At 62.4% G+C, this 23,482-nt stretch carries 20 protein-coding genes; 8 read left to right on the top strand and 12 right to left on the bottom strand.

Going from position 1 to position 23,482, the window contains the following annotated elements:
* The first annotated feature begins 43 nt into the window (after positions 1-43).
* Positions 44-871: a trypsin-like serine peptidase gene (locus ACK3SD_RS08620; RefSeq protein ID WP_481127465.1), complete on the top strand. Its 828-nt coding sequence runs from the start codon at positions 44-46 to the stop codon at positions 869-871.
* Here the strand turns inward: ACK3SD_RS08620 and hrpA are convergent.
* Positions 852-4,727 (bottom strand): ATP-dependent RNA helicase HrpA, encoded by a 3,876-nt coding sequence (gene hrpA, locus ACK3SD_RS08615; RefSeq protein ID WP_481127522.1) that lies wholly within the window; start codon positions 4,725-4,727, stop codon positions 852-854. The two genes, ACK3SD_RS08620 and hrpA, sit on opposite strands and share 20 nt — an antisense overlap.
* A gap of 251 nt (positions 4,728-4,978) precedes the next feature.
* Here hrpA and ACK3SD_RS08610 point away from each other — a divergent pair, with 251 nt between their 5' ends.
* Positions 4,979-5,584, top strand: a complete 606-nt coding sequence (locus tag ACK3SD_RS08610; RefSeq protein ID WP_137763159.1) for an FMN-dependent NADH-azoreductase — start codon at positions 4,979-4,981, stop codon at positions 5,582-5,584.
* A 43-nt stretch (positions 5,585-5,627) separates the two neighbouring features.
* Here the strand turns inward: ACK3SD_RS08610 and ACK3SD_RS08605 are convergent, their stop codons facing one another.
* From ACK3SD_RS08605 to ACK3SD_RS08595, 3 genes are read right to left on the bottom strand one after another with little or no spacing between them, the layout of a single operon-like run.
* Positions 5,628-5,942 (bottom strand): YdbL family probable chaperone protein, encoded by a 315-nt coding sequence (locus ACK3SD_RS08605; protein ID WP_481127464.1) that lies wholly within the window; start codon positions 5,940-5,942, stop codon positions 5,628-5,630.
* A 9-nt stretch (positions 5,943-5,951) separates the two neighbouring features.
* On the bottom strand, positions 5,952-6,137 hold the full coding sequence (locus ACK3SD_RS08600) for a YnbE family lipoprotein (RefSeq protein WP_137763157.1): 186 nt from the start codon (positions 6,135-6,137) through the stop codon (positions 5,952-5,954).
* Complete coding sequence (locus tag ACK3SD_RS08595) at positions 6,134-8,743, bottom strand: YdbH family protein (RefSeq protein ID WP_481127463.1); 2,610 nt, start codon at positions 8,741-8,743, stop codon at positions 6,134-6,136. The genes ACK3SD_RS08600 and ACK3SD_RS08595 overlap by 4 nt, the downstream gene beginning before the upstream one ends.
* A 169-nt stretch (positions 8,744-8,912) precedes the next feature.
* On the opposite strand from ACK3SD_RS08595, the gene ACK3SD_RS08590 reads away from it, so the two are divergent.
* Entirely contained in the window at positions 8,913-9,911 is a 999-nt protein-coding gene (locus ACK3SD_RS08590) for a 2-hydroxyacid dehydrogenase (protein WP_481127462.1), read from the top strand.
* Here the strand turns inward: ACK3SD_RS08590 and ACK3SD_RS08585 are convergent.
* The gene (locus ACK3SD_RS08585) at positions 9,908-10,189 is read right to left on the bottom strand and encodes a putative hemolysin (RefSeq protein WP_137763154.1); all 282 of its coding nucleotides are present in this window, start codon (positions 10,187-10,189) and stop codon (positions 9,908-9,910) included. The genes ACK3SD_RS08590 and ACK3SD_RS08585 overlap by 4 nt on opposite strands.
* A gap of 817 nt (positions 10,190-11,006) precedes the next feature.
* On the opposite strand from ACK3SD_RS08585, the gene ttcA reads away from it, so the two are divergent.
* Positions 11,007-11,939 carry a tRNA 2-thiocytidine(32) synthetase TtcA gene (gene ttcA / locus ACK3SD_RS08580; RefSeq protein ID WP_481127461.1) on the top strand — a complete coding sequence of 311 codons (933 nt, stop codon included), beginning with the start codon at positions 11,007-11,009 and terminating at the stop codon, positions 11,937-11,939.
* A gap of 256 nt (positions 11,940-12,195) precedes the next feature.
* Here the strand turns inward: ttcA and zntB are convergent, their stop codons facing one another.
* Positions 12,196-13,179: a zinc transporter ZntB gene (gene zntB / locus ACK3SD_RS08575; RefSeq protein ID WP_481127460.1), complete on the bottom strand. Its 984-nt coding sequence runs from the start codon at positions 13,177-13,179 to the stop codon at positions 12,196-12,198.
* A 156-nt stretch (positions 13,180-13,335) separates the two neighbouring features.
* Positions 13,336-14,952: a peptide ABC transporter substrate-binding protein gene (locus ACK3SD_RS08570; RefSeq protein ID WP_481127459.1), complete on the bottom strand. Its 1,617-nt coding sequence runs from the start codon at positions 14,950-14,952 to the stop codon at positions 13,336-13,338.
* Between the two features lie 208 nt (positions 14,953-15,160).
* Between ACK3SD_RS08570 and mpaA the strand changes: the two genes are divergently transcribed.
* On the top strand, positions 15,161-15,865 hold the full coding sequence (gene mpaA / locus ACK3SD_RS08565) for a murein tripeptide amidase MpaA (RefSeq protein ID WP_481127458.1): 705 nt from the start codon (positions 15,161-15,163) through the stop codon (positions 15,863-15,865).
* On the opposite strand, the gene ycjG is transcribed toward mpaA, so the two are convergent.
* Positions 15,862-16,833 (bottom strand): L-Ala-D/L-Glu epimerase, encoded by a 972-nt coding sequence (gene ycjG / locus ACK3SD_RS08560; protein ID WP_481127457.1) that lies wholly within the window; start codon positions 16,831-16,833, stop codon positions 15,862-15,864. The genes mpaA and ycjG overlap by 4 nt on opposite strands.
* Positions 16,834-16,973: 140 nt before the next feature.
* Between ycjG and tpx the strand changes: the two genes are divergently transcribed.
* Positions 16,974-17,477, top strand: coding sequence for a thiol peroxidase (tpx, locus tag ACK3SD_RS08555; protein WP_137763147.1), 504 nt, complete (start codon positions 16,974-16,976; stop codon positions 17,475-17,477).
* Positions 17,478-17,521: 44 nt separating this feature from the next.
* Here tpx and tyrR read toward each other — a convergent pair whose 3' ends face one another.
* On the bottom strand, positions 17,522-19,090 hold the full coding sequence (tyrR, locus tag ACK3SD_RS08550; protein ID WP_137764954.1) for a transcriptional regulator TyrR: 1,569 nt from the start codon (positions 19,088-19,090) through the stop codon (positions 17,522-17,524).
* A 246-nt stretch (positions 19,091-19,336) separates the two neighbouring features.
* Positions 19,337-19,828 carry a GNAT family N-acetyltransferase gene (locus ACK3SD_RS08545; protein WP_137763146.1) on the bottom strand — a complete coding sequence of 164 codons (492 nt, stop codon included), beginning with the start codon at positions 19,826-19,828 and terminating at the stop codon, positions 19,337-19,339.
* Positions 19,829-19,981: 153 nt separating this feature from the next.
* On the opposite strand from ACK3SD_RS08545, the gene xthA reads away from it, so the two are divergent.
* Together xthA and ACK3SD_RS08535 are read left to right on the top strand one after the other, a co-directional pair.
* Complete coding sequence (gene xthA / locus ACK3SD_RS08540) at positions 19,982-20,788, top strand: exodeoxyribonuclease III (protein ID WP_137763145.1); 807 nt, start codon at positions 19,982-19,984, stop codon at positions 20,786-20,788.
* 18 nt (positions 20,789-20,806) lie between these two features.
* The gene (locus ACK3SD_RS08535; RefSeq protein ID WP_481127456.1) at positions 20,807-21,202 is read left to right on the top strand and encodes a pyrimidine (deoxy)nucleoside triphosphate diphosphatase; all 396 of its coding nucleotides are present in this window, start codon (positions 20,807-20,809) and stop codon (positions 21,200-21,202) included.
* A gap of 3 nt (positions 21,203-21,205) precedes the next feature.
* Here ACK3SD_RS08535 and ACK3SD_RS08530 read toward each other — a convergent pair whose 3' ends face one another.
* Positions 21,206-21,508, bottom strand: a complete 303-nt coding sequence (locus tag ACK3SD_RS08530; RefSeq protein WP_481127455.1) for a DUF1496 domain-containing protein — start codon at positions 21,506-21,508, stop codon at positions 21,206-21,208.
* The gene (locus tag ACK3SD_RS08525) at positions 21,505-23,433 is read right to left on the bottom strand and encodes a DNA topoisomerase III (protein WP_481127454.1); all 1,929 of its coding nucleotides are present in this window, start codon (positions 23,431-23,433) and stop codon (positions 21,505-21,507) included. Before ACK3SD_RS08525 ends, ACK3SD_RS08530 begins: the two co-directional genes overlap by 4 nt.
* Positions 23,434-23,482: the final 49 nt, after the last annotated feature.

Below are 23,482 nucleotides of genomic sequence, written 5' to 3'. Positions count from 1 at the left end.
TTATAAAAATGTTAAAAAATTCCTTTTTCAAGGCCAGATCCTTATGCGCAAGTCGTTAGTCATCGTCTGTTGGTTGGGGTTATCTGCGCCACTGGCGCACGCCGATTCCTCGGCAAGTGAAAAAACGCAGCTGTTCTTCGGGCATGATGACCGCACCCGCCCACCCCGCCCTGCCAGCTGGCCGTGGCAGGCGATTGGTCAGGTGGAGACGTTGAGCGGCAACCTGTGCAGCGCGACCCTGATCTCCCCCCATCTGGCATTGACGGCTGGTCACTGCGTGCTGGCCCCGCCGGGCGTGATCGACAAGGCAGTGGCGCTCCGTTTTATTAGCCGCAACGGCAAATGGCGCTATGAGTACACCAAATTGGAGACGCTGGTCGACAAACAGCTGGGCAAGCGATTAAAAGCCGATGGCGAAGGCTGGATTGTGCCACCCAAGGCGGCCTCGTGGGATTTTGCGTTGATCCGGCTGCCAGAGAGCGTCTCCGTGCCGTTGAAGCCGTTGCCTTTGTGGCAAGGCAGCGAGGCGGAATTGACCGCCGCGCTGAAAGCGGCTGGCCGTCAGGTGACGCAGGCGGGCTACCCGGAGGATCATTTGGATACGCTCTACAGCCACCGTAACTGTCTGGTCACCGGCTGGGCTCAGAGCGGCGTGCTCTCGCACCAGTGTGACACCCTGCCCGGCGACAGCGGCTCGCCGCTGCTGCTGAAACAGGGGGACGCCAGCTGGTCGCTGGTGGCGGTGCAAAGCTCCGCCCCTTCGGCCGCCGATCGCTACCGCGCTGACAACCGCGCCCTGGCGGTCACCACCATCCGGGCGCGATTGGCGGCGCTGGCCCCCAATGCGGGCTTTACGCCACCTGCTCCATAGCCTGTAGGATCCGCTTGTCCGAGATCGGGTAAGGCGTACCCAGCTGCTGCGCGAAGTAACTGACGCGCAGCTCCTCAATCATCCAGCGGATCTCGCGCACGTCCGGGTCATTGACCCGCGCTGGCGGCAATTTGTTGACCCACTGCTGCCACGCTTGCTGCACCTGCTCCACCTTCAGCATCTGCGCACGATCGCGGTGGGGATCGATCGCCAGCTTCTCCATGCGCCGCTCAATGGCGTTCAGATAGCGCAGCGTGTCCAGCAACTTTTTCCAGCCGTTACGGGTCACGAAACCTCGGTAGACCAGCCCGGACATCTGGCTCTTGATGTCTGACAGCGCCAGCGCCATCGACATGTCCACCCGCCCCTTCAGGCGTTTGTTGATGTTGAATACCGCCGTCAGGATCTGCTCCACCTGCTTGGCGATCTCTACCACCGTTTCATTGAGGTGCGCGCGCACCCACTCATGCAGCCGGGTGAAGCTGGCCTCATCCCAAGCCGGGCCGCCAAAGTCCGCGATCAGCTTGTCCACGCCACAGGCGATGCAGTCATCGATCAGATCCAGTACCTTGCCGTAGGGGTTGAAATAGAGCCCCAGCTTGGCCTTGTTCGGCAGCTTCTCATGCAGGTATTTGATCGGCGAAGGGATGTTGAGCAGTAACAGGCGGCGGGTGCCCTCCCACATTGCCTGCTGCTGCTCCTGCTCGCTGTCAAACAGCCGGATGCCGATGCTCTCTTTCTCATCCACCAGCGCCGGGAACGCCTTGACCTGATAGCCGCCGCGCTTCTGCTCATAGCGCTCTGGCAGCGCGCCAAAGCTCCAGATGTGCAGGCCGCTCTGCTCGATGCCGTCATCCGCTACCGCGGAGAGCGTCTCCTGCACCTTCTCTTTCAGCTGCTGCTTCAGCGCCGTCAGGTCTTTGCCCTCGCGCAGCGTGCGGTTCTTCTCATCCACCACCCGGAAGGTGATTTTCAGGTGATCGGGCACCTGATCCCACTGCCATGCCTCGCGTGACACCGTCACGCCGGTCATTTTGCGCAGCTCTTTCTCCAGCGCATCCAGCAGCGGCATGGCCAGAGGCGTCACACGCCCCAGTACCGCCTCGGCATAGTTAGGCGCAGGCACGAAGTTGCGGCGCACCGGTTTCGGCAGCGACTTGATCAGCGCGATCACCAGCTCGCGGCGCACGCCCGGAATCTGCCACTCAAAGCCGGTCTCCTCCACCTGATTCAGCAGCGGCAGCGGGATATGCACCGTCACGCCATCCGCATCCGCACCCGGCTCAAACTGGTAGCTGAGGCGCAGCTTGAGGTTGCCCTGATGCCAGAAGTTAGGGTAGTCGAGCGCGCTGATGCTCGCCGCGCCCTCCTTGATCAGCATCTCTTTCTCAAAGTTGAGGCTGTCCGCTGGCTGCTTTTTCCACCAGCTGTCAAAGTGGCGCGCTGACACCACCTCATGGCTGATACGCTGGTCATAGAAGTTGAACAGCGTCTCATCATCCACCAGGATGTCGCGGCGGCGGGATTTGTGCTCCAGCTCCTCCACCTCTGCCAGCAACTTCAGGTTGGCGCGGAAGAAGGCGTGGCGGGTCTGCCAATCCCCCTCCACCAGCGCATGGCGGATGAATAGCTCGCGACTGAGCGCCGGGTCAATCTTGCTGTAGTTGACCGGCCGTGCCGCGACAATCGGCAAACCGAACAGCGTCACCTTCTCGCTCGCCATCACCGCGCCCTGCCCCTTCTCCCAGTGCGGGTCGCTGTAGCTGCGCTTGATCAGGTGCTGGGCCAGCGGCTCAATCCACTCGGGATCGATACGCGCGGCGATGCGCCCCCACAGTCGGCTGGTTTCCACCAGCTCCGCCACCATCACCCACTTCGGCGGCTTCTTGAACAGGCCCGAACCGGGGAAGACCACAAAGCGGGCGTTGCGCGCGCCGGTGAACTCCTGTTTGTCGGCGTCCTTCTGGCCGATGTGCGAGAGCAGGCCGGTCAGCAGCGCGCAGTGCACCTCGCGGTACTCCGCCGGTACACTGTTCACCGGCAGCCCCAGCTCCTTCACCACCTGGCGCAACTGGGTGTAGATGTCCTGCCACTCGCGCACCCGCAGGTAGTTGAGGTAGTCGCTGCGGCACAGCTTGCGGAATTGCGATGAGGAGAGCGCCTTCTGCTGCTCCTTGAGGTAGTCCCACAGGTTGACGAAGGCCAGGAAGTCCGACTCTTTGTCCGCAAAGCGGCGGTGCTTCTCATCGGAAGCCTGCTGTTTGTCGAGCGGGCGTTCGCGCGGATCCTGGATCGACAGCGCCGAGGTAATGATCATCACCTCACGCACGCAGCCATTTTTCTGCGCCTCCAGCACCATGCGCGCCAGCCGCGGGTCGATGGGCAGTTGCGCCAGCTGGCGGCCGAGCGGCGTCAGCTGGTAGTGGCCATTCTCCTTGGTGCTGATGGCACCCAGCTCCTCCAGCAGGCGTACGCCATCCTGGATGTTGCGCTTGTCCGGGGCCTCGACAAAGGGGAAGGCGGCGATGTCGCCCAGCCCCAGCGAGGTCATCTGCAAAATCACCGAGGCCAGGTTGGTACGCAGAATCTCCGGGTCGGTAAAGGCCGGGCGCGACAGGAAATCCTGCTCATCATACAGCCGGATACAGATGCCCTCGGAGACACGGCCACAGCGCCCCTTGCGCTGGTTGGCCGATGCCTGCGAGACCGGCTCGATCGGCAGTCGCTGCACCTTGGTGCGGTAGCTGTAGCGGCTGATGCGCGCGGTGCCGGGGTCAATCACATACTTGATGCCCGGCACGGTGAGCGAGGTCTCCGCCACGTTGGTCGCCAGCACGATGCGGCGGCCGGCGTGGGACTGGAACACCCGGTTCTGCTCACTGTTGGAGAGGCGCGCGTAGAGCGGCAAAATCTCGGTGTGCGGCAAATTGAGGCGGTTGAGGGCGTCCGCCGTGTCACGGATTTCGCGCTCGCCGCTCATGAAGATCAAAATATCGCCCGGCCCCTCGCGGCCCAGCTCATCCACCGCATCAAAGATCGCCTGTAACTGGTCGCGTTCGCTGTCATCGGCGTCATCCACCACCGGGCGGTAGCGCACCTCCACCGGATAGGTGCGGCCAGAGACCTCAATGATCGGCGCATTGTTGAAATGGCGTGAGAAGCGCTGCGGGTCGATGGTCGCCGAGGTGATGATCACCTTCAGATCCGGGCGCTTCGGCAGCAACTGGCGCAAATAGCCCAAAATGAAGTCGATGTTCAGGCTGCGTTCGTGCGCCTCATCGATGATCAGGGTGTCATACTGCATCAGCATCCGGTCCTGCTGGATCTCGGCCAGCAGGATGCCGTCGGTCATCAGCTTCACCTGCGTGGTGTCGCTGACCTGATCGTTGAAGCGCACCTTGTAGCCGATCGCCCCGCCGAGGCTGGTCTCCAGCTCATCGGCGATGCGGCTGGCGACGGTACGCGCCGCCAGCCGACGTGGCTGGGTGTGGCCAATCAGCCCCTTGATGCCGCGCCCCAGCTCCAGGCAGATCTTCGGCAGCTGGGTGGTTTTGCCGGAGCCGGTCTCACCGGCGACAATCACCACCTGATGGTCACGCACCGCCTCCAGAATGGCCTGTTTCTTCTGGCTGACCGGCAGGTTGTCCGGGTAGGTGATGGCCGGGCGCGCCGCTTCCCGCTGGCTGACGCGCTGGCGCGCGGCCTCGATGTCCTGGCCGATTTCAGCGGCGATGGCCTCCAGCGCCTGCGGGTTGTTGACGCCGCGGGCACCGTGCAGGCGGCGCTGCAGGCGTTGTTGGTCACGGAGCATCAGGTCCGGCAGTTGCTGGGCCAGTGCCGCGAGCGGAGATTTCACCATGGTGTTCCTTGTTGCTGGCAAGCGCCAGACAGGCGCTTGATTCTGAAGAAGTTAGCCTTACGGGCCATGCTGACCCTATGGTAGCACAGGGCGGCGGATCTCTGGCACCCTTCACGCGGGCGGGCGCTTGTTCAATAAAATCGAACATAGATCTCGAAATATTGCGCTTTTACTGATGAGCGTTTGCCCCTACAGTGTGAACCATCAAAGGGCGCGCTGCCCTGACCTGACAAACGAAGGAAGAGACAATGAGCAAAGTTCTGGTACTGAAATCAAGCATCCTGGCGACCTACTCCCAATCAAATCAGCTGGCTGACTTCTTTGTCGAAGAGTGGAAAGCGGCCCATGCGGGTGACGAAATCACCGTGCGTGACCTGGCAGCAGAGCCGATTCCGGTACTGGATGGCGAACTGGTGGGTGCGCTGCGTCCATCTGACGCCCCGCTCTCCCCGCGTCAGGAGGAGGCACTGGCTCTCTCCAACAAACTGATTGAAGAGTTGCAGGCCCATGACATCGTGGTTATGGCGGCGCCGATGTACAATTTCAATATCCCGACCCAGCTGAAAAACTACTTTGACCTGATTGCCCGTGCTGGCGTCACCTTCCGTTACACCGAAAATGGCCCAGAAGGTCTGGTGAAAGGCAAGCGCGCGGTGATCCTGACCACCCGTGGCGGTATGCACAAAGATACCCCGGCTGACCTGCTCAAGCCTTACCTGAGCCTGTTCCTCGGCTTCATCGGCATCACCGATATCGAGTACGTGTTTGCAGAAGGCATGGGTTACGGCCCGGAAGTCGCCAGCAAATCCCAGGAAGCAGCCAAGGGCGAGATTGCCCAGCTGATCTCCGCCTGATTTACGGCTTCGTGATGCAGAGCGCGCCCAAGGGCGCGCTTTTTTATTTCTTCAGCCACAGGCCATTGAGGCCGCGCACATACTGGCCAGCGGGCGCGCGCTCCACCAGTTTCTGCCCGGCCAGCCCCGCGACGCTCTCCAGTGATGCCTGATTGCGCGCCGCCAGTTGCCGGTAGCGCTCACGGCGCGCCGCGTTAATCTGCGCCGCCAGCGCCTCCGCCTCTGCGTCTGGTGCCACGGCGGCCACATAACCGCCCAACGTCTCACCCAGCCGCCCCTGCGTCCGCGCTTCATCCAGCGTCAGGGCGTGGGCCGCGCCGCTGCACAGCAGGCACAGCGCCATTAAAAACGTTCTCATCCCCGCTCCTTAAAAGAGATCGCTCTGGCTCTTCAGCAAATTCTCCACATCCTTGTCGAGCTGGATATGGATCTCATGTTCGATTTTTACATTCATGTTGATGGTGATCGGTTGGGCCGGCGTCGCCAGTTCAATGCGCGGCACACAGCCGGCCAGCAACAGCAGGGGCAGCAAACGCCCGGTCAGGGTGATCATGGTTGCGTCCTCGCAGGTTGGGAGAGCCGTTCGGAGAGCCACTCCTGTAAATTGTCGCCGAAGCGCAGGCTGCGCCACAGCTGGAAGATATTCTCCTGATGGTGGTAGTTCAGGATGATGTTGCGCCGCTGCGTTTCACTGGGGCTGGTGCCGTCGATGCGGGCCGCCAGCGTCAGTAGGCCAAGATTGTCCAAGCTGACGTCAGCCGAGGTGCGGCTGATCTCCAAATAGCGTAACCAGTCCACCACCAGCCGGTTGGTGAAGTTGCCGCTGGCCAGCGCCCGCGCCATCTCGGGAGCCAGCCGCAGGGTCAGCAGGCCATGGTTGCGTACCCAGCCGCCGTGCACCAGCCAGCGCGGATCCTCCAGGTAGAGCGGCAGTTCGCCATCCACCTTGCCGGACATGGCGAACTGCTTGGGTTTCAGCGCGGTAAACAGTTCGCTCAAATCAATCTGCTCCAGCGTGAGTATCGCTGGCTGGTGCTGTGGCAGGCGCAGAGCCGACAGGCTGACCTGGCCGCCCAGCAGCGCCATGCTGACGTTACGCAGGGTCAGCGGCAGATGCTCGCTGTAGGGGTAGTTGCCCTGTAGCTCGGCATGGATATCGCGCACTGTCACCAGATTGTCGAGCCGACCAATGTGCAGGCTCACCGGCTGCTGCGCGCCAAACTGCCAGCGGTGGTTCTCCAGCCGGTAAGGCAGGACAAAATCGACATCGCTGACCTGCCCATCCTTCAGCCAGGCACCGCCCTGTTCTACCGCCCAGTGGCCGCCAGCCACCAGCCCCTGACCGCGCGCGGCGGAGAAGGCGGTCTGGGCGCGGAACCGCCCCTCACGCAGCACAATTTTCAGCGCCGGATCGAGCAGCGACTGGAAGGCGGTCATTGGTTGCTCCGGCCACCACCCTTCGCCGCGCAACCGCTCGCCATCCCAACGGCCGCGCAACCGTATCGGGCCAATCGGGTCAGCCGCCAGCGCGCCCTGCCAAAGAAACGCCTGCGGCGAATGCCCCTTCAACGTCAGATCCAGCGTAGCTGGCGGCAAGAAACCACCGCTGCCCAGCTGGATCTGGCCGGTGGCGAGCGCCAGCCGCCCACTCAAGGCGTCGGCCGGGCGCTGCCACACTAGCGGTTCCGCCAACGTCAGGCGCGGCGCGTGCAGCGTCATCAGCCCGTAGTGCAGCTGGTTAAAGCCGGTGGAGAGGGTATGGATGCCCAGACGCTGCTCCTCCCAGCGCCCTTTACCGCGCATGTCCCAGCGCGCTTGCAACGGCGGCAGGGTGCCATTACCCCAGAAGTTGAACTGCCAGCGGCCGTTGTCGGGCCAGAAGTGCTGCGCCTTACCGTCCAGATGCAACTTCACCGCGCCCCAGTAGCGATCGCGTAGCCGCACAATCGCCTGCAGCGGGCCACTGACGCCTGCCAGTGACAGTGTCACGCCCGCCAGCGGCCAACGGGCCTCCTCCAGCAGTTGCTGCGCCGAGAGATTACCCCACGCGCGGGCCAGCGCCCCACTGCGCAACGCCAGCGACGGGCTGAGCACCGAGCCGCTGAGGTCGGCCGGAATGGAGACCGCCGCCGAAAGCTGTGCGGCATTGGCCTGCCCGGTGAGTTGCAGGTGCAGATCGCTCTCCGCCAGCCCTAACGTGCCCGGCCCGGCCGAGAGCACCACATTGGCGCGGCCATTGTGGCCAGCGGTCACCATGTTCAGCCGCCCTGCAAAATCAGTACGCAGCGTAGCGATATCCCACCCTGAGAGGACAAAACTCAGCCCACCCTGTAGCGGCTGGGCGGCGTAGGGCCAGCGCCAGCTGCCCCCTTCAACGGTCAGGCGACGGGCGGAGAGTTGCCACGGCAGTGCCAGCAGCGGTGGCTGGTCGTCACTGGCCGTGACCTGTAGTGTTCCCTGCTCATCCTGCCACGCCAGCCGGGCGCTGAGCGGCGTAGGCACCTGCGCGACCTTCAGCCGCGCGGTGATTTGCCCCTGTTGCGGCAGGCGGTCAAAGGCAACCGGCAACGTGACACTGCCTGTCAGGGCGAGGGGTTCCGCCATGCCAGCCAGGGTCACGGCGAACTGGGAGAGGGTCAGGCGCGGCCCCTGTAGATCGGCTGCCAGCGCCAGCCGGTTACCGGCCCGGAAGTGCAGGTGCTGGCCGCGCGCGTCACTGCTGAAGGTCAAACGACCGGCGTAGGGTTGCCAGGGGATCAGGGAGAAGCGGTCAATCGCCAGCTCCAGCGCTGGCAGGCGTTGCTGCCAGGCCGCCAACGAGAAGGGTTCGCCCTGCCCGTCGCTGGCTGGCAGGCGGCTGAAGCAAGCGTTGTCGAGGGTCAGTTGCCGCGCCGTGATGATCCAGCGCTGCACCTGATGGCGTACGCGCAAGCCAGAGAGGGAGGCCAGTGTGCAGCCCTGCGCCATGAAACGGGCGGCTGGGAGCCGCAATCCGTGCCGGCCAAGGCCCAGCGGGGCGTCAAACACCAGTTGCGTGCCAGCCGGCAGCCAGTTCTGTGCCACGCGCGGCAGCCACTGAGGCAGGGTCATCCAACCCGCCGCGCCCGCCACTGCCAGCCCAGCCACACCCAATGCCAGCGCCCTCCATCCTTTTCCCATCACCTGTCCTGTTTTTCCCCAAAAACGCTGCAAGATACCATACTTAACACCATTCCTCTGCCAGCGTACGGCGGCGATGCCGAAAAGGCAGCAACCGATGGTGGCAACCGGCCGCATCTGGTAGTTTCACAATAGACTTTTATTATTGGCTTACGGTAGGAGAGCAGCGATGAAGATGGCGATCTACAGTACCAAACACTACGACCGCAAATATATGGAGCTGGTGAACCAGCGCTTCCACTTTGAACTGGCATTTTTTGACTTTCTGCTGACGCCGGTGACGGCCAAGAACGCCGTGGGCTGTGAGGCGGTTTGTATTTTCGTCAATGATGACGCCAGCCGCGAGGTGCTGGAGGATTTGGCATCCCAGGGGGTGAAGGTGCTGGCGTTGCGCTGTGCTGGCTTCAATAACGTTGATCTTGATGCCGCCCGCGAGTTGGGCATCCAGGTGGTGCGGGTGCCAGCCTACTCCCCGGAGGCGGTGGCAGAGCACGCCGTCGGGCTGATGATGACCCTCAACCGCCGCATCCACCGTGCCTACCAGCGCACCCGTGATGCCAATTTCGCGCTGGATGGGCTGATCGGTTTCAATATGCACAACCGCACTGCGGGCGTTATTGGCACGGGCAAGATTGGGCTGGCAACCATGCGTATCCTGAAGGGGTTCGGCATGAAGCTCCTGGCCTATGATCCCTACCCGACGCCGCAGGCGCTGGAGATTGGCGCGGAGTATGTCGATCTCGATACGCTCTACGCCCAGTCGGACGTTATCACCCTGCACTGCCCAATGACGCCGGAGAACCACCACCTGCTGAATGCCAGCGCCTTCCGCAAGATGAAAAACGGCGTGATGATCATCAATACCAGCCGCGGCGGGCTGATTGACTCCACCGCCGCCATTGAGGCGCTCAAGCAGCAGAAGATTGGCGCGCTGGGAATGGATGTGTATGAGAATGAGCGCGATCTGTTTTTCGAGGACAAGTCCAATGACGTGATTCAGGACGACGTCTTCCGCCGTCTCTCCGCCTGCCATAATGTGCTGTTTACCGGCCATCAGGCGTTCCTGACCGAGGAGGCGCTGACCAGCATCGCGGAGACCACATTGCAAAACGTGGCGCAGCTCGCGAGCGGCCAGCCCTGCCCCAATCTGCTGACCAAGGAGCCTTAATTAGCCGGGCAGCCGCCGCGCATCAACGCCCACTCTTCGCACTGCTTGCCGTTCGGCAGTTGGCACATGCCGATGGTACTGCCATCTAACTGGCGCGCCAGCGTCAGTTGGCCTCCCACCCGGCCACAGTTCAGCGAGGCCGGGTTTGCCCGGTTAAGGTGGGCGCTGGTGCCCTGCTGCGCCGGCTCATCGGCATACTGCATATCATCTTCATGACTGCTGCATCCAGTCAGTGCGAGTAAAGTGCCTGCGAATAATAGACCGGCGGCGAATTTCATTGGCCTGCTCCTGCATCGGGGTAAAGGAATGGGCGGCGACCCGACGGCATGACAGGGATACGCCAGCGCTATTTTTAGCGCCCTTTACGGCAGGAGTAAATATGCAAACAGCGATAAAAAAGAATAATCAATTCTCCCTGCTCTTAAAAATAGTTGCGTCCATTGACAACCCACCAACACCCTACCCGCCAGACAGGCGAGCTACCCATCCAAGATCAAGCGCTTAGCCGATGCGGAATCTGGTGTGAGGAATGTCCGAAAAGCATTGCCAGCTATTTTCAGGGTGTCGCCCTGGAAGCGGCGTCACGCGCGGCTTGTGGTAACATTTTATTTCCGCCGACTAAGCCGGACGCCAGTGCAGGCATTTATTTTAGTTGCGGTAATTGTCCGCTTTTATATAGTTCCTGAGCTAAGTAATTAGCATCCACTGTTTTTCAGTTAAATACTGACTGTTTTTCTGCCGGCGAAACCTGATCCTTTCGCCGGACTTTTTTCCCCGTCGCCCTTTTTCGATTATCCCATTGGCCTGCCCGCCGGGGTGTATCTGTTCGACAGCCCCATCTTTGAGCGCCCTTTTCGCCTGTACTGCTACGTTATGGGGTCTCCTTTCCCTGAACCGGGCACCATGACAAAGCCATTCAATTTATAGTATGTTGTAATTAATAGTGGAATGACCGGCGCAATCGCCCATTTTCCTCCCTGCCAGAGCAAAAACGCGCTGGCATTCGCCGTGGCAATCCGTACCATACAGCGCATTAGACACTTTCAGACTCTCCCGGCTCACTGGCCCGCATTGTGGCGGCTGAGCGTGACAACTATGCAAGAGAAACACGTGGTTAATCAAAAAGAACAGTACAACCTGAACAAGTTGCAGAAACGCCTGCGCCGCAACGTGGGCCAGGCCATCGCCGACTTCAATATGATTGAAGAGGGTGACCGCATCATGGTGTGCCTCTCCGGCGGCAAAGACAGCTACACCCTGCTGGAAATCCTGATGAACCTGCAACAGAGCGCGCCAGTGAACTTCTCGCTGGTGGCGGTCAACCTCGACCAGAAACAGCCGGGCTTCCCGGAGCATGTGCTGCCCGCCTATCTGGAGCAGTTGGGCGTCGAGTACAAGATTGTGGAAGAGAACACCTACGGCATCGTCAAAGAGAAGATCCCGGAAGGCAAGACCACCTGCTCGCTCTGCTCGCGCCTGCGTCGCGGCATCCTTTACCGCACCGCCACCGAGCTAGGCTGTACCAAGATCGCGCTGGGCCACCACCGTGATGACATGGTGCAGACCCTGTTCCTCAACATGTTCTACGGCGGCAAGCTGAAAGGAATGCCACCAAAACTGATGAGCGACGATGGCAAGCATGTGGTGATCCGCCCGCTGGCCTACTGCCGCGAGAAGGACATTGAGCGTTTCGCGGAGGCCCGCGCCTTCCCGATCATCCCGTGCAACCTGTGCGGCTCGCAGCCTAACCTGCAACGCGCAGTGATCAAAGAGATGCTGCGTGACTGGGACAAGAAATACCCTGGCCGCGTGGAAACCATGTTCAGTGCCATGCAGAATGTGGTGCCGTCGCACCTGGCCGACCATACCCTGTTTGATTTCCGTAGCATCCGCCACGGTAGCGCGGTGATTGACGGCGGCGATCTGGCCTTCGACCGTGAAGATCTGCCGGCCCAGCCGGTGGGTTGGCAGGGCGATGAGGAGGAGCCAGTGATGGCTGAGCGCCTCAACGTGCTGGAAATAAAATAACCCGCTGAGGGTGGGAAAAGGCGCACTGCGGTGCGCCTTTTTTATGCCTGCTTACCAGATAAGAGGCAAAAAAAAAGCCGGTCAGAGACCGGCTGGTACGAATTAAATGTGCTATGCAGTAATTCTAAAGTAAGAAATAAGACAATATGGAGCGCAACGCCCATCGCTTGGCGTTGCATTCACCTGCGAGAGAGATAGTGCCTGATTCCGCAGGCCGTCATTTTGATTTCGCTCAATATTGGGGCCGATTGTCTGGTTATAGCCACTTGCTGCGCTTCAGCCACCACGCCACGCCCCCTACCAGCAGCACTAACAGCAGGCAGAAGGTGGCGAAACCGTAGGGCGAGTTGCCGCCGGGAATGCCGCCGAGGTTGACGCCAAACAGCCCGGTCAGGAAGGTGGTCGGTAGGAAGATCATTGCCAGCAGCGACATGGTGTAGGTACGGCGGTTCATCGCATCCGCCATCAGGTTGGCAATCTCATCGGTCAGCACCGCCGTGCGCGCCACGCTGGCATCCAGGTCGTCAAGGCCGCGCCCAAGGCGATCGGCGATCTCCTGCATCCGGCGGCGGTCATCCTCACTCATCCACGGCAGGCGCTCACTGGCGAGCCGGGTGAAGACATCGCGCTGGGGCGCCATGTAACGGCGCAGCACAATCAGCTGTTTGCGCAGCAGCGCCATCTGCCCGCGCTCTGGGATCTGCTGGTCCAGCACCCCGTCTTCCATGTCGATGATCTTGTCATGCAGATCCTCAATGAACTCGCTGGCGTGCGCTGTCAGTGCATCACACAGCTCAATCAACCAGGTGCCACTGTTGACCGGGCCACTGCCCTTTTTCAGGTCATCCAGCACATCGTCAATCGAGTAGACCTTGCGGTGACGGGTGGTGACGATCAGCTTGTCGGTGATATAGACCCGGATGGTTACCAGCTGGTCTGGCCGGGAGTCGGGGTTGAAATTGATGGTGCGCAGGGTGATCAGGGTGCCGTCACCCATTCGCGTCACGCGCGGGCGCATACTCTCGCCCCCGAGGGCGTCGCGCACCGTGTCCGGCAGCAGCGGCGTGGTGCTGAGCCACTGGCCGCTGGCGGGCAAGGCGTAATCAAGGTGGATCCAGCAGGGTTTGTCGCTGGTGATGGCGCTTTCCGGGTCGATCGGTATCGCCCCACCCTTACCGTCCAGCTGGTAAGCATAGACTGCGTCTGATATTTGAAGTTGTTTGCCGCTAATGACGTCCACGTATTTCACCTAGATAGTGTCTGCCGGACGGGCACTGCGCCGCCGGCCTTTTCCTCTATTTTAGCGTTAAGTCTTTGAGACGCAACGCAACCGCCCGCAGAGAAGTGTGAACGGGTGTGGCGAATGTCACTGGGGCCGCCGTGCGGCCCCGGTTTCTCAATGCTTCAGGATGTAGAGGGTATGGCTGTAGGCCACATCCTCTGGGTTGGTGATGGGATACCCCTTGACCCACGGCTTGATCAGCCGGCCATTGGTGTACTGGTAAATGGGCGCGATGGGTGCCTGCGTGGCGATGATCTGTTCGGCCTGATTATAGGCCTGATTGCGCGCCGACAAATCCGTCTCGTTGGCGGCCTGACTGATAGCTTTGTCATAGGCCGAATCGCTAAAGCGCGCAATGTTGCCCGGCTGGTTCGAGGTCAGCAGCGACAGGAAGGTGGAGGCCTCGTTGTAGTCGCCAACCCAAGAGGCACGCACCACGTCAAAGTCGCCGCTGTTACGGCTATCGATGTAGGCTTTCCACTCCTGATTGACCAGCTTCACCTCCACCCCCAGTTTCTTCTTCCACATGGAGGCCACCGCGATGGCGATCTTCTGGTGATTCTCGGAACTGTTGTAGAGCAGCGTGAGATGCAGCGGCCGTCCGGGGCCATAGCCAGCGGCTGCCAACAGGGTTTTCGCCTGTGCATCCAACTCTGGCTGGCTCATCTGTTGCAGCGGGCCGGGTTCGGCGCGGAAGCCCGCGGTGACATCCGGGGTAAAGTGCCACGCCGGTTTCTCACCGGTGCCGAGCACCTTCTGCGCGATGATGCGGCGGTCAATGGCAAAGGAGAGCGCCAGCCGCACCCGCGCATCGTTGGTCGGCGCGCGCCGAGTGTTGAAGGCGTAGTAGTAGGTGCCGAGCTGGTCTGGGGTGTAGACCTGGCCGGGGATCTCCTTGAGCAGCTTCTGGTAGAGGTTTTTCGGGAAGGACTCGGTGATATCGATGTTGCCCGCCAGATAGCGCTTGGTGGCGCTGGACTCCTGATTTATCGGCATCAGCGTCACCTTGGTCAACACCGTGTGCGCGTGGTCCCAGTAGTGCGGGTTGGGCACCAGCACCAGCTTCTCATTCACCACCCGCTGTTGCAGCATGAAGGCGCCGTTGCCGACCAGATTACCTACCTTGGTCCACGCATCGCCATACCTCTCCACCGTTGCCTTGTGCACCGGGAAGAGGTTGAAGCTGGCCAGCAGGTTGACAAAATAGGGCACCGGCCGGCTCAGGCGCACGCGCAGGGTGTGGTCATCCATCGCCGTTACGCCCAGCCGGGCCGGCGGCAGTTTGCCAGCGGTGATGGCATCGGCATTCTCCAGCCCCGCCAGCGCGGCAAACCACGCACCCGTGGCGTGGGTGGCGGGGTCCACCAGCCGCTGCCAGCTGTAGACAAAGTCGTGGGCGGTGACGGGATCGCCATTCGACCAGCGCGCATCACGGCGCAGGGTGAACAGGAACTCACGGTTGTCCTGCGTCTGCCAGCTCTCCGCCACGCCGGGAATGGCCTTGCCGTCGGCGTCCTGATTCACCAGCCCCTCAAACAGGTCGCGTGCCACCTGTGCCTCCGGCAGGCCAACGGCTTTCATCGGGTCGAGGGAGGCGGGTTCATCCTTGATGTGGCGCACCACCTCCTGCTTCTCCGCCAGCACGGCACCGGGCGGCACCGTCGCCGCGCCAGCCAGCCCGGCCACTGCCAGCAGCGCGGCGCTGCCGAGTATCATGTTACGTTTTGCCATTCCTTGTTACTCCGGCTTGTGAAATGTCTCCTTTGCCAGTTGTACCACTCTCGCCGCGACGACTGAACAGAAATTCCCGACTATTCCGTGTCTTCCGCTATTGGGTGATGAATTTTGCGAGCCGGCTGGCATCCGCGCTGCAAGAAAAGGCTGTTTCCCTCTCGGGAACAGGCGTAAATAGAGGGAGGCCCTTTAAGAGGAGACACAGGTGACATTATTAAAATTGCGCAGCGAGCGTGGCCCGATGCCAAACAAAGGCGTGGAGTATGGCCGGTCAGTGCTCGGCGCGCCGCTGCTCTACTTTCCCGCCAGCCACTTGACGCCCGAGACCGGCCTGATTCTGGCTGGCACCCACGGCGATGAGGGGGCCGCCGTGGTCGCCCTCTCCTGCGCCCTGCGCGCCCTGCTGCCGGGCCAGCAGCGCCACCATGTCATTCTGGCGGCCAACCCGGATGGCTGCCAGCTAGGGCTGCGCGCCAATGCGAATGGCGTGGATCTCAACCGCAACTTCGCCAGCGACAACTGGCGGGCGGGTGATACCCACTATCGCTGGAACAGTTATGCGTCAGAGCGCGACGTGCGCCTCTCCCCCGGTGATGCCCCCGGCTCTGAGCCAGAGACACAGGCGCTCTGCGCGCTGATTGCCCAGCTGTCGCCGCGCTGGGTGGTGTCGCTGCATGAGCCGCTGGCCTGTGTCGAAGACCCGGACAGCACCGCGCTGGCCGGCTGGCTGGCGCAGGCGTTTGACCTGCCGCTGGTCGCCAGCGTCGGCTATGCGACGCCCGGCTCCTTCGGCAGTTGGTGTGTTGAACGCGAACTGCCCTGTATCACGCTGGAGTTGCCGCCCATCTCCGCCGATGAGGCGAGCGAGCGCTACCTGTCAGCGTTGGTGGGGCTGTTGCAGCACGACTAGCGGGTTAGGTCGATGCCGCCGCGGTGGAACGCCAGCCGGGGTTCCGCGTCGGTCTCCAGCCAGGTCGGCCCGTCAAGATCCAGGAAGCGCGCGCCGGGTGCCAGCGGCAGGGCGGCACGGATGGCGCGTGAGGTGCAGAGCATACAGCCGAGCATCAGCTCCAGCCCCTGCGCGCGTGCCTGCTGCGCCAGCTCCAGCGCCGCCGTCAGCCCGCCCGCCTTGTCGAGCTTGATGTTGACCATCTGGTAGCGCCCCGCCAACGCTGGCAGGTCGGCGGCGGTGTGGCAACTCTCATCGGCGCAGATTGGCAGTGGATGAATGAAGTTGGCCAGCGCGCCATCCTCGCTCGCCGGCAGCGGCTGCTCCAGCATCAACACGCCCAAATCCGCCAGCAGCTGGCAGCGTGCCGCCAGCCCCTCGGCCTGCCAGGACTCATTGGCATCGACAATCAGTGCCACCTCCGGCACCACCGAGCGGATCGCCACCAGCCGCTCGGCAATCAGCCGGTCATCCAGCTTGATCTTGAGCAGGGTCACGCCGTTGTCGCGCAAGGCGGCGGCGGAGCCAGCCATCTCCTCCGGTGAGCCAATCACCACGGTCTGCGCGGTGCTGACGGCGGGCACTGGGGCGATGCCGGTGCGCTGCCAGAGGGTCTCGCCGCTGCGCGCGCACTCCAGGCTCCAGAGCGCCGAGTCCAGCGCATTGCGCGCCGCGCCGGGCGGCAGCAGTTGCTGCAATTGCTGGCGATCCGCGCCGCGCTCCACCGCCGCCACCGCGCCAGCCAGCTGCGCCATCACCGATGCCTCGCTCTCGCCATAGCGCGGATAGGGCGTGCACTCACCTACCCCACGCCAGCCCTGCTCCTCAATCTCCACCACCACCACACGCGCGTCAGTGCGGCGGCCTCGGGCAATCACAAAGGCCGAATGCAACGGCCAGGCTTCCGGGTAGTAACGCAGGGTTCTCATAGCGGCTCCATTTTGAATGCTCTTTTAAGCATGGCCGATTCCTTCGCACAGACAAGGTATTAGCAAACTTTATATACCCAAGCCTGGAGCGATCCCTTATATTGGGGGCCAGTGTTAAACACTTGTAAAAGGATGGCAACATGACACAAACCGTACACTTCCAGGGCAACCCGGTGCCCGTTACCGGCACCCTGCCGCAGTCTGGAGAGCAGGCGGACGCCTTTACGCTGGTCGCGAAGGATCTGTCTGATGTGGCGCTGAGCAACTTTGCCGGCAAGCGCAAGGTGCTGAACATTTTCCCCAGCATTGATACCGGCGTCTGCGCCGCGTCCGTGCGCAAGTTCAACCAGCTCGCCAGCGGCCTCGACAACACCGTGGTGCTCTGCATCTCTTCGGATCTGCCGTTTGCCCAGTCACGCTTCTGCGGCGCGGAGGGGCTGAGCAATGTGGTCACCCTCTCCACCCTGCGCGGCGGTGACTTCAAGCAGGCCTATGGCGTGGAAATCAGCGAAGGCCCGCTGGCCGGTCTGGCTGCCCGTGCCGTGGTGGTGCTGGATGAGCAGGACAAAGTGATCTACAGCCAGCTGGTGGATGAGATTACGACCGAACCGGACTACGACGCCGCGCTGGCCGCGCTGAAGTAAGCCCGTTTTTGACAAAAAAGAGAGGGCATATGCCCTCTCTTTTTTTATTCTTCCGCGTCACCGCCGCGTTTGTTGCCCAGCCCATACTCGCGCAACTTGTTGGCGATGGCGGTATGGGAGACCCCCAGCCGCTTCGCCAGCTTGCGGGTACTGGGGTAGGAGCGGTAGAGGCGCGTCAGTACCGAACGCTCAAAGCGCTTGCTGATCTCATCCAGTGAGCCATCCAGTGCCTCCTCGCTCATCGCCAGGTCGCTGTCAAACTCCGGCAGCGCGATATCCTGCGGCCGCAGCTCATGCCCCTCCAGCTGGGTCAGGGCGCGGTAGATGGCGTTCTTCAACTGGCGCACGTTGCCCGGCCAGCCGTAGTGGGTCAGGAAGGCGGCCAGCCCCGCTGCCAGTTTCGGCCGCGCCACCCCCTGCTCATCGGCAAAGCGCGCCACGAACAGCTCCGTCAGCGGCATGATGTCCGCCGGGCGCTCGCGCAGCGGCGGCAGGTTGAGGGTCAGCACGTTGAGGCGGTAGTAGAGATCCTCACGGAACTCGCCACGCTGCACCAGCTCCAGCAGGTTTTTCTGCGTGGCGCAGATCACCCGCACGTCGACGTGTACCTCATGCTCCTCACCGACGCGGCGGAACGTGCCGTCATTGAGGAAGCGCAGCAGCTTGATCTGCATCCGTGGCGACATCTCGCCAATCTCATCCAGCAGCACGGTGCCGCCGTTGGCCTGCTCGAAGAAGCCCTTCTTGCCCTCCAGGGCGTTCGGGTAGGCACCGGCGGCGTAGCCAAACAGCTCGCTCTCCACCACGTCATCCGGCAACGAGGCGCAGTTGAGGCCAAGGAACGGCTGCTTGCCGCGCGGGCTGCGCAGGTGGCAGGCGCGCGCCAGCAGATCTTTGCCGGTGCCGGTGTCGCCGATGATCAGCAAGGGTGCGTCGAGCATCGCCAGCTTGCGCGCCTGATCCAGCACCTGCCGCATCTTCGGGCTGACGGCCACAATGTGGTTGAACTCGCTGTCATCATTGACCGCCAGGTTCTGCAACTGCCGCCCCATGCGGGCGGTGGATTTCAGCATCACCACCGCACCGACCGCCGCCGGGGCGCGGTTTTCGTCATCCAGGTGGATCGGGGTGATCTCCAGCAGGAAGTCCTGATTGCGGATCACTACCCGCTCGGATTGGGTCTGCACCCGCTCCTGCTCCAGCCAGCGGGTGAAGTTGAAGCCGCCAATCAGGCTGGCGGCGGTGTGGTTGCGGATTTTATCCTCATCCAGCCCGAACAGCGCCTGCGCCGCCGGGTTGGCCTGCTCCATCTTGCCGCGCATGTCGATGGAGAAGACCGGCTCCGGCATCGACTCCAGCAGCGCGCGCAGGGCGCGGTGCTCGCGCTCCGAGGGCAAAAACGGCACGGTGCGCACGTCGGTTACGCCGTCAATACGGCGGATCTCGGCCATCAGGGCGCGGAAGGTATCGAAATCAAGCTGGGCAAAATTGAGGTAGATGCGGCCAATTGGCGCAATCTCGATGCCCTGCAAATCGATGCGGCGCAGCACCAACAGATCGAGCAGTTCCCGGGCCAGACCCAGGCGGTCCTCACAAAATACTTCCAAACGCATTGGCATACCTTCCAGCAGGATCAGAATCACTTCCGGCATCATACTCCTCCCGTCGCGCCGGAAGAAGTTATCTGTCACAAAATGTTGACACAATAACCAGAGTTTTAAACTGGATGCCTACTATTGCGCCTGATGGCGAGATTTCACACCATAAATTGCGCCTTTTTTGACAGGATGCGCGGCCGATCCCCTGCCAGCCGCGTCAAGTTTGCAGGACTGTGACTGTCACGGGAAGCATACGCGCGATCAGGCTGCCGAATCTGGCTGACCAAAGGCGCGCAATACTTCCCCTTCCATCCGGTAGCGTACCCATTCGCTCTGTGCCACCGCGCCAAGGCGCTCATAGAAGTCGATGGCTGGCTGGTTCCAGTCCAGCACGCTCCACTCCAGCCGGCCACAGCCGCGCGCCACGGCCAGTTGGGCCACCCGCTTCAGCAGCGTTTTGCCCGCGCCAGTGCCGCGGAAGTTGGGGGAGATGTAGAGATCTTCCAGGTAGATGCCGTTGCGGCCGAGCCAGGTGGAGTAGCTGGTGAAGAAGACCGCGTAGCCAGCCACCTTCCCCTCCACCTCACAGATCAGCGCCTCGGTGTGGCTGTCCGGCCCAAACAGCGAGGCGGCAATTCCGGCCTCATCGGTCACCACCTCATGCGGGGCTTTTTCATATACGGCCAGCTCAACAATCATGTTGTAGATGGCGGCGGCGTCACGCACTTCAGCGGGGCGGATCGTAATCTCCATGGTATTTCTCCTTTAACGGGCATTGAAAGGCAGACAGGGTAAACAGGAGCGCCACTGAAATACAGGAAAATCACCCGCACGCCGCGCGCGGATGATCGCGCCGGACGAATCTGCTACCATCCGCTCACTCTCAGATTCAGAACGGCTTTGACTATGAAGTTTATCTCTTTCAACATCAATGGGCTGCGCGCCCGCCCGCACCAACTTGCTGCCCTTATCGAACAGCACCAGCCAGACGTTATCGGCCTGCAGGAGACCAAGGTGCACGATGACATGTTCCCGCTGGAGGAGGTGAGCCGCCACGGTTACCACGTCTTCTACCACGGCCAGAAAGGCCACTACGGCGTGGCGCTGCTGAGCCGTGAGGCACCGCTGGCGGTGCGCCGCGGTTTCCCGACCGATGATGAAGAGGCGCAGCGCCGTATCATTATGGCGGACTTCCAGACCAGCCAAGGCGTGCTGACGGTGATCAACGGTTACTTCCCGCAGGGCGAGAGCCGCGACCACCCCACCAAGTTCCCGGCCAAAGAGAAGTTCTACCGCGACTTGCAGAGCTACCTTGAGCACTCCCTCTCCACCGATAACCCGGTGCTGGTGATGGGCGACATGAACATCAGCCCCACCGATCTGGACATTGGCATCGGCGAGGAGAGCCGCAAGCGCTGGCTGCGTGGCGGCAAGTGCTCCTTTCTGCCGGAAGAGCGTGAGTGGATGGCGCGCCTGCAGAGCTGGGGGCTGGTGGACACCTTCCGCGCCGCCCACCCGGAGGTCAACGACCGCTTCTCCTGGTTCGACTACCGCTCACGCGGCTTTGATGAAAACCGCGGGCTGCGCATCGATCTGGTGATGGCCAACGCCCCCCTGGCGGCGCGCTGCATCGCCACCGGCATCGACTATGACATCCGCGCGATGGAGAAGCCCTCTGACCATGCGCCGGTATGGGCAGAGTTCGCGCTGTAATCCGGGCAGGGAGAGGCGATGAGATCGATTGATGTGGTGGCCGGTATTCTGGAGCGCGATGGCCTGCTGCTGCTGGCGCAACGGGATGGCTCGCGCGATCAGCCTGGGCGCTGGGAGTTTCCCGGCGGCAAGGTGGAGCCGGGCGAGAGCCAGCCACAGGCGTTGGCGCGTGAACTGGCTGAGGAGCTGGGCATTGAGGCCGAGGTGGGTGAGTATGTTGCCAGCGAGTGCTGGCAACAGGGTGACCGGGAGATCCGCCTGCACGCCTGGCGGGTGCCGGTCTGGCACGGAACGCTGCGCCTGAGTTGCCATCAGGCGCTGGCGTGGGTCACGCCGGAGCAGGCCGCACACTACGACCTGCCACCGGCAGACATTCCGCTGCTGGTGGCCTGGCGCGCCCACACCGGGCGCTAAAACCTACTTCACCCGTTGCCAGATCAGATCATTGGTGCCCACGACCTGCGGGTCGCGGGCGCACTGCAACAGCTCCCCGTCGACCTTCAACAACGCCCCCTCGGAGTAACGCTCATCCTGGTAGACGCAGCAACGCGTACAGGGCGGGCTGTTGGACGCCCCGCCCCAGCCATCCAGTGATACCACCGCATCGACATTGCCCGTCGTGCCAGTGCCGGTGGCCGGCTCCTCGTGGCGATGCGCCGACGCGGGCAGCGCCAGCATCAGTGCCGCGCCACCAAGCGCCATCAATTGCCAGATTTTCATCCTTTCTCCTTTGCTTTGGTCGGTTTGGCGCTGCGGGGTTTGCGCTTCTTGCCCGCTGAGGGTGCGGGTGGCAGCCGGCGGAAGGCCGGTGACGCGCCGTTCTGTTTGGCCTGCTGGATCAGATCCTGCAACGTCGCCTCCAGCGGCTGCATGAACTCCTGATAACGGCAGCTCTTTTCACTGATTTTGGTCAGCGTCGCCTCCCAGTTGGCGGTCATGTCTGGCCGGGCGGCGATGTCCGGCAATGCGTGGATCAGCGCCCGTCCGGTCTCGCTGGCATGGATAAAGCGCCCCTGCTTGTGCAGGAAGGCGCGCTTGAACAGCAGCTCAATGATGCCAGCGCGCGTTGCCTCGGTGCCCAGCCCATCGGTGGCGCGCAGAATTTTCTTCAGCGCCTTGTCCTGCACAAAGCGCGCGATGCCAGTCATCGCTGACAGCAGGGTCGCGTCGGTGAAGGGGCGCGGCGGCTGCGTCTGGCGCTCCACCACCTCGCCACGCTCACACTGTAGCGTGTCGCCCTTTGCCACCACTGGCAGCGGCGCACCCTCATTCTCATCATCGCGCTCCTTTGCCCCCAGCAGCGCCCGCCAGCCCGCCTCGGCCAGGAAGCGCGCCTTGGCGACAAACACCCCGCCAGCGATCTCAAGGTCAATGACGCACTTGCGATACACCGCGTCGGCGCAGAACTGCATCAGGTACTGGCGCGCAATCAGCTGGTAGACCCGCGCCTCATCCTGGCTCAGCGACACCGCGCTGCTGCGGGCGGTAGGGATGATGGCGTGGTGGGCATCCACCTTTTTGTCATCCCAGCAGCGGTTGCGCCGGTTGCTGTCCACCGCGGGCTGCGGCAGCAGGTCACGGGCGTGCACGCCGATCGCCTTCAGCACACCCTGCCGGCCGGCAAAGTGCTCCTCCGGCAGGTAGCGGCAGTCGGAGCGCGGATAGGTGATCAGTTTATGGGTCTCATACAGCCGCTGGCAGGCGTCCAGCACCTGTTGCGCGCTCAGGCCAAAACGCTTGGCCGCCTCAATCTGCAACGCCGACAGCGAAAACGGCAGCGGTGCCGTTTCCGACTCACGCTTGTCGCTGTAGCCGGTCACCTGCGCCGGCTGGCCCTCAATACGCTTCACCACGTGCTCTGCCAGCGGGCGGTGCAGCAGGCGGCCCTCCTCATCCTGATACGGCTCGCAGGCGTCGCTCGGCTGCCAGAGGGCGGTGAAGCGCTCCTCGGCCGGTGTGACGATGTGCGCCTTGACCTCAAAGAAGTCCTTCGGCACGAAGTTCTCGATCTCCTCATCGCGCCGCACCACTAGCCCCAGCACCGGCGTCTGCACCCGGCCAACTGACAGCACGCCGTCGTAACCGGCGTTGCGCCCCAGCAGCGTATAGGCACGGGTCATGTTGATGCCGTAGAGCCAGTCGGCGCGCGACCGCGCCAGCGCCGAGACGCAGAGCGGCACAAAGTCGCGGTTGTCACGCAGCCGCTCCACCGCGCGCGTCACCGCCTGCGGGTTGAGGTCATTGATCAGGCAGCGCTTTGCCTGCTGGCGCTTCTCCGGGGCCAGTTCGAGGTACTCCAGCACCTCATCCACCAGCAACTGCCCCTCGCGATCCGGGTCGCCAGCGTGGATCACTTCGTCAGCCTGCTTCAGCAGGCCCTTGATCACATTCAGCTGCTTGGTGACGGACGGGCGCGGCTGCAACAGCCACTTTTGCGGGATGATCGGCAGATCCGTCAGCGACCAGCGGGCGTAGCGCTCATTGTAGGCATCTGGCTGCGCGGTCTCCAGCAGGTGGCCAATGCACCAGGTCACCACCTGGTCATTGCCACAGGCAATATAGCCGTCACCTTTGCGGTGCGGCTTGGGCAGGACGTCCGCGATGGCACGCCCCAGACTCGGTTTTTCAGCAATAAACAACCGCATCAGTCACCTGCGGCCGGGCAGTCAGCCACCACAGGCGGCCTATTCAGGG

The organism is Chimaeribacter sp. YP20170169 (assembly GCF_056739715.1).
Note: the sequence above shows the minus strand (reverse complement) of the source record. Positions and strands in the feature narration are given on the sequence as shown.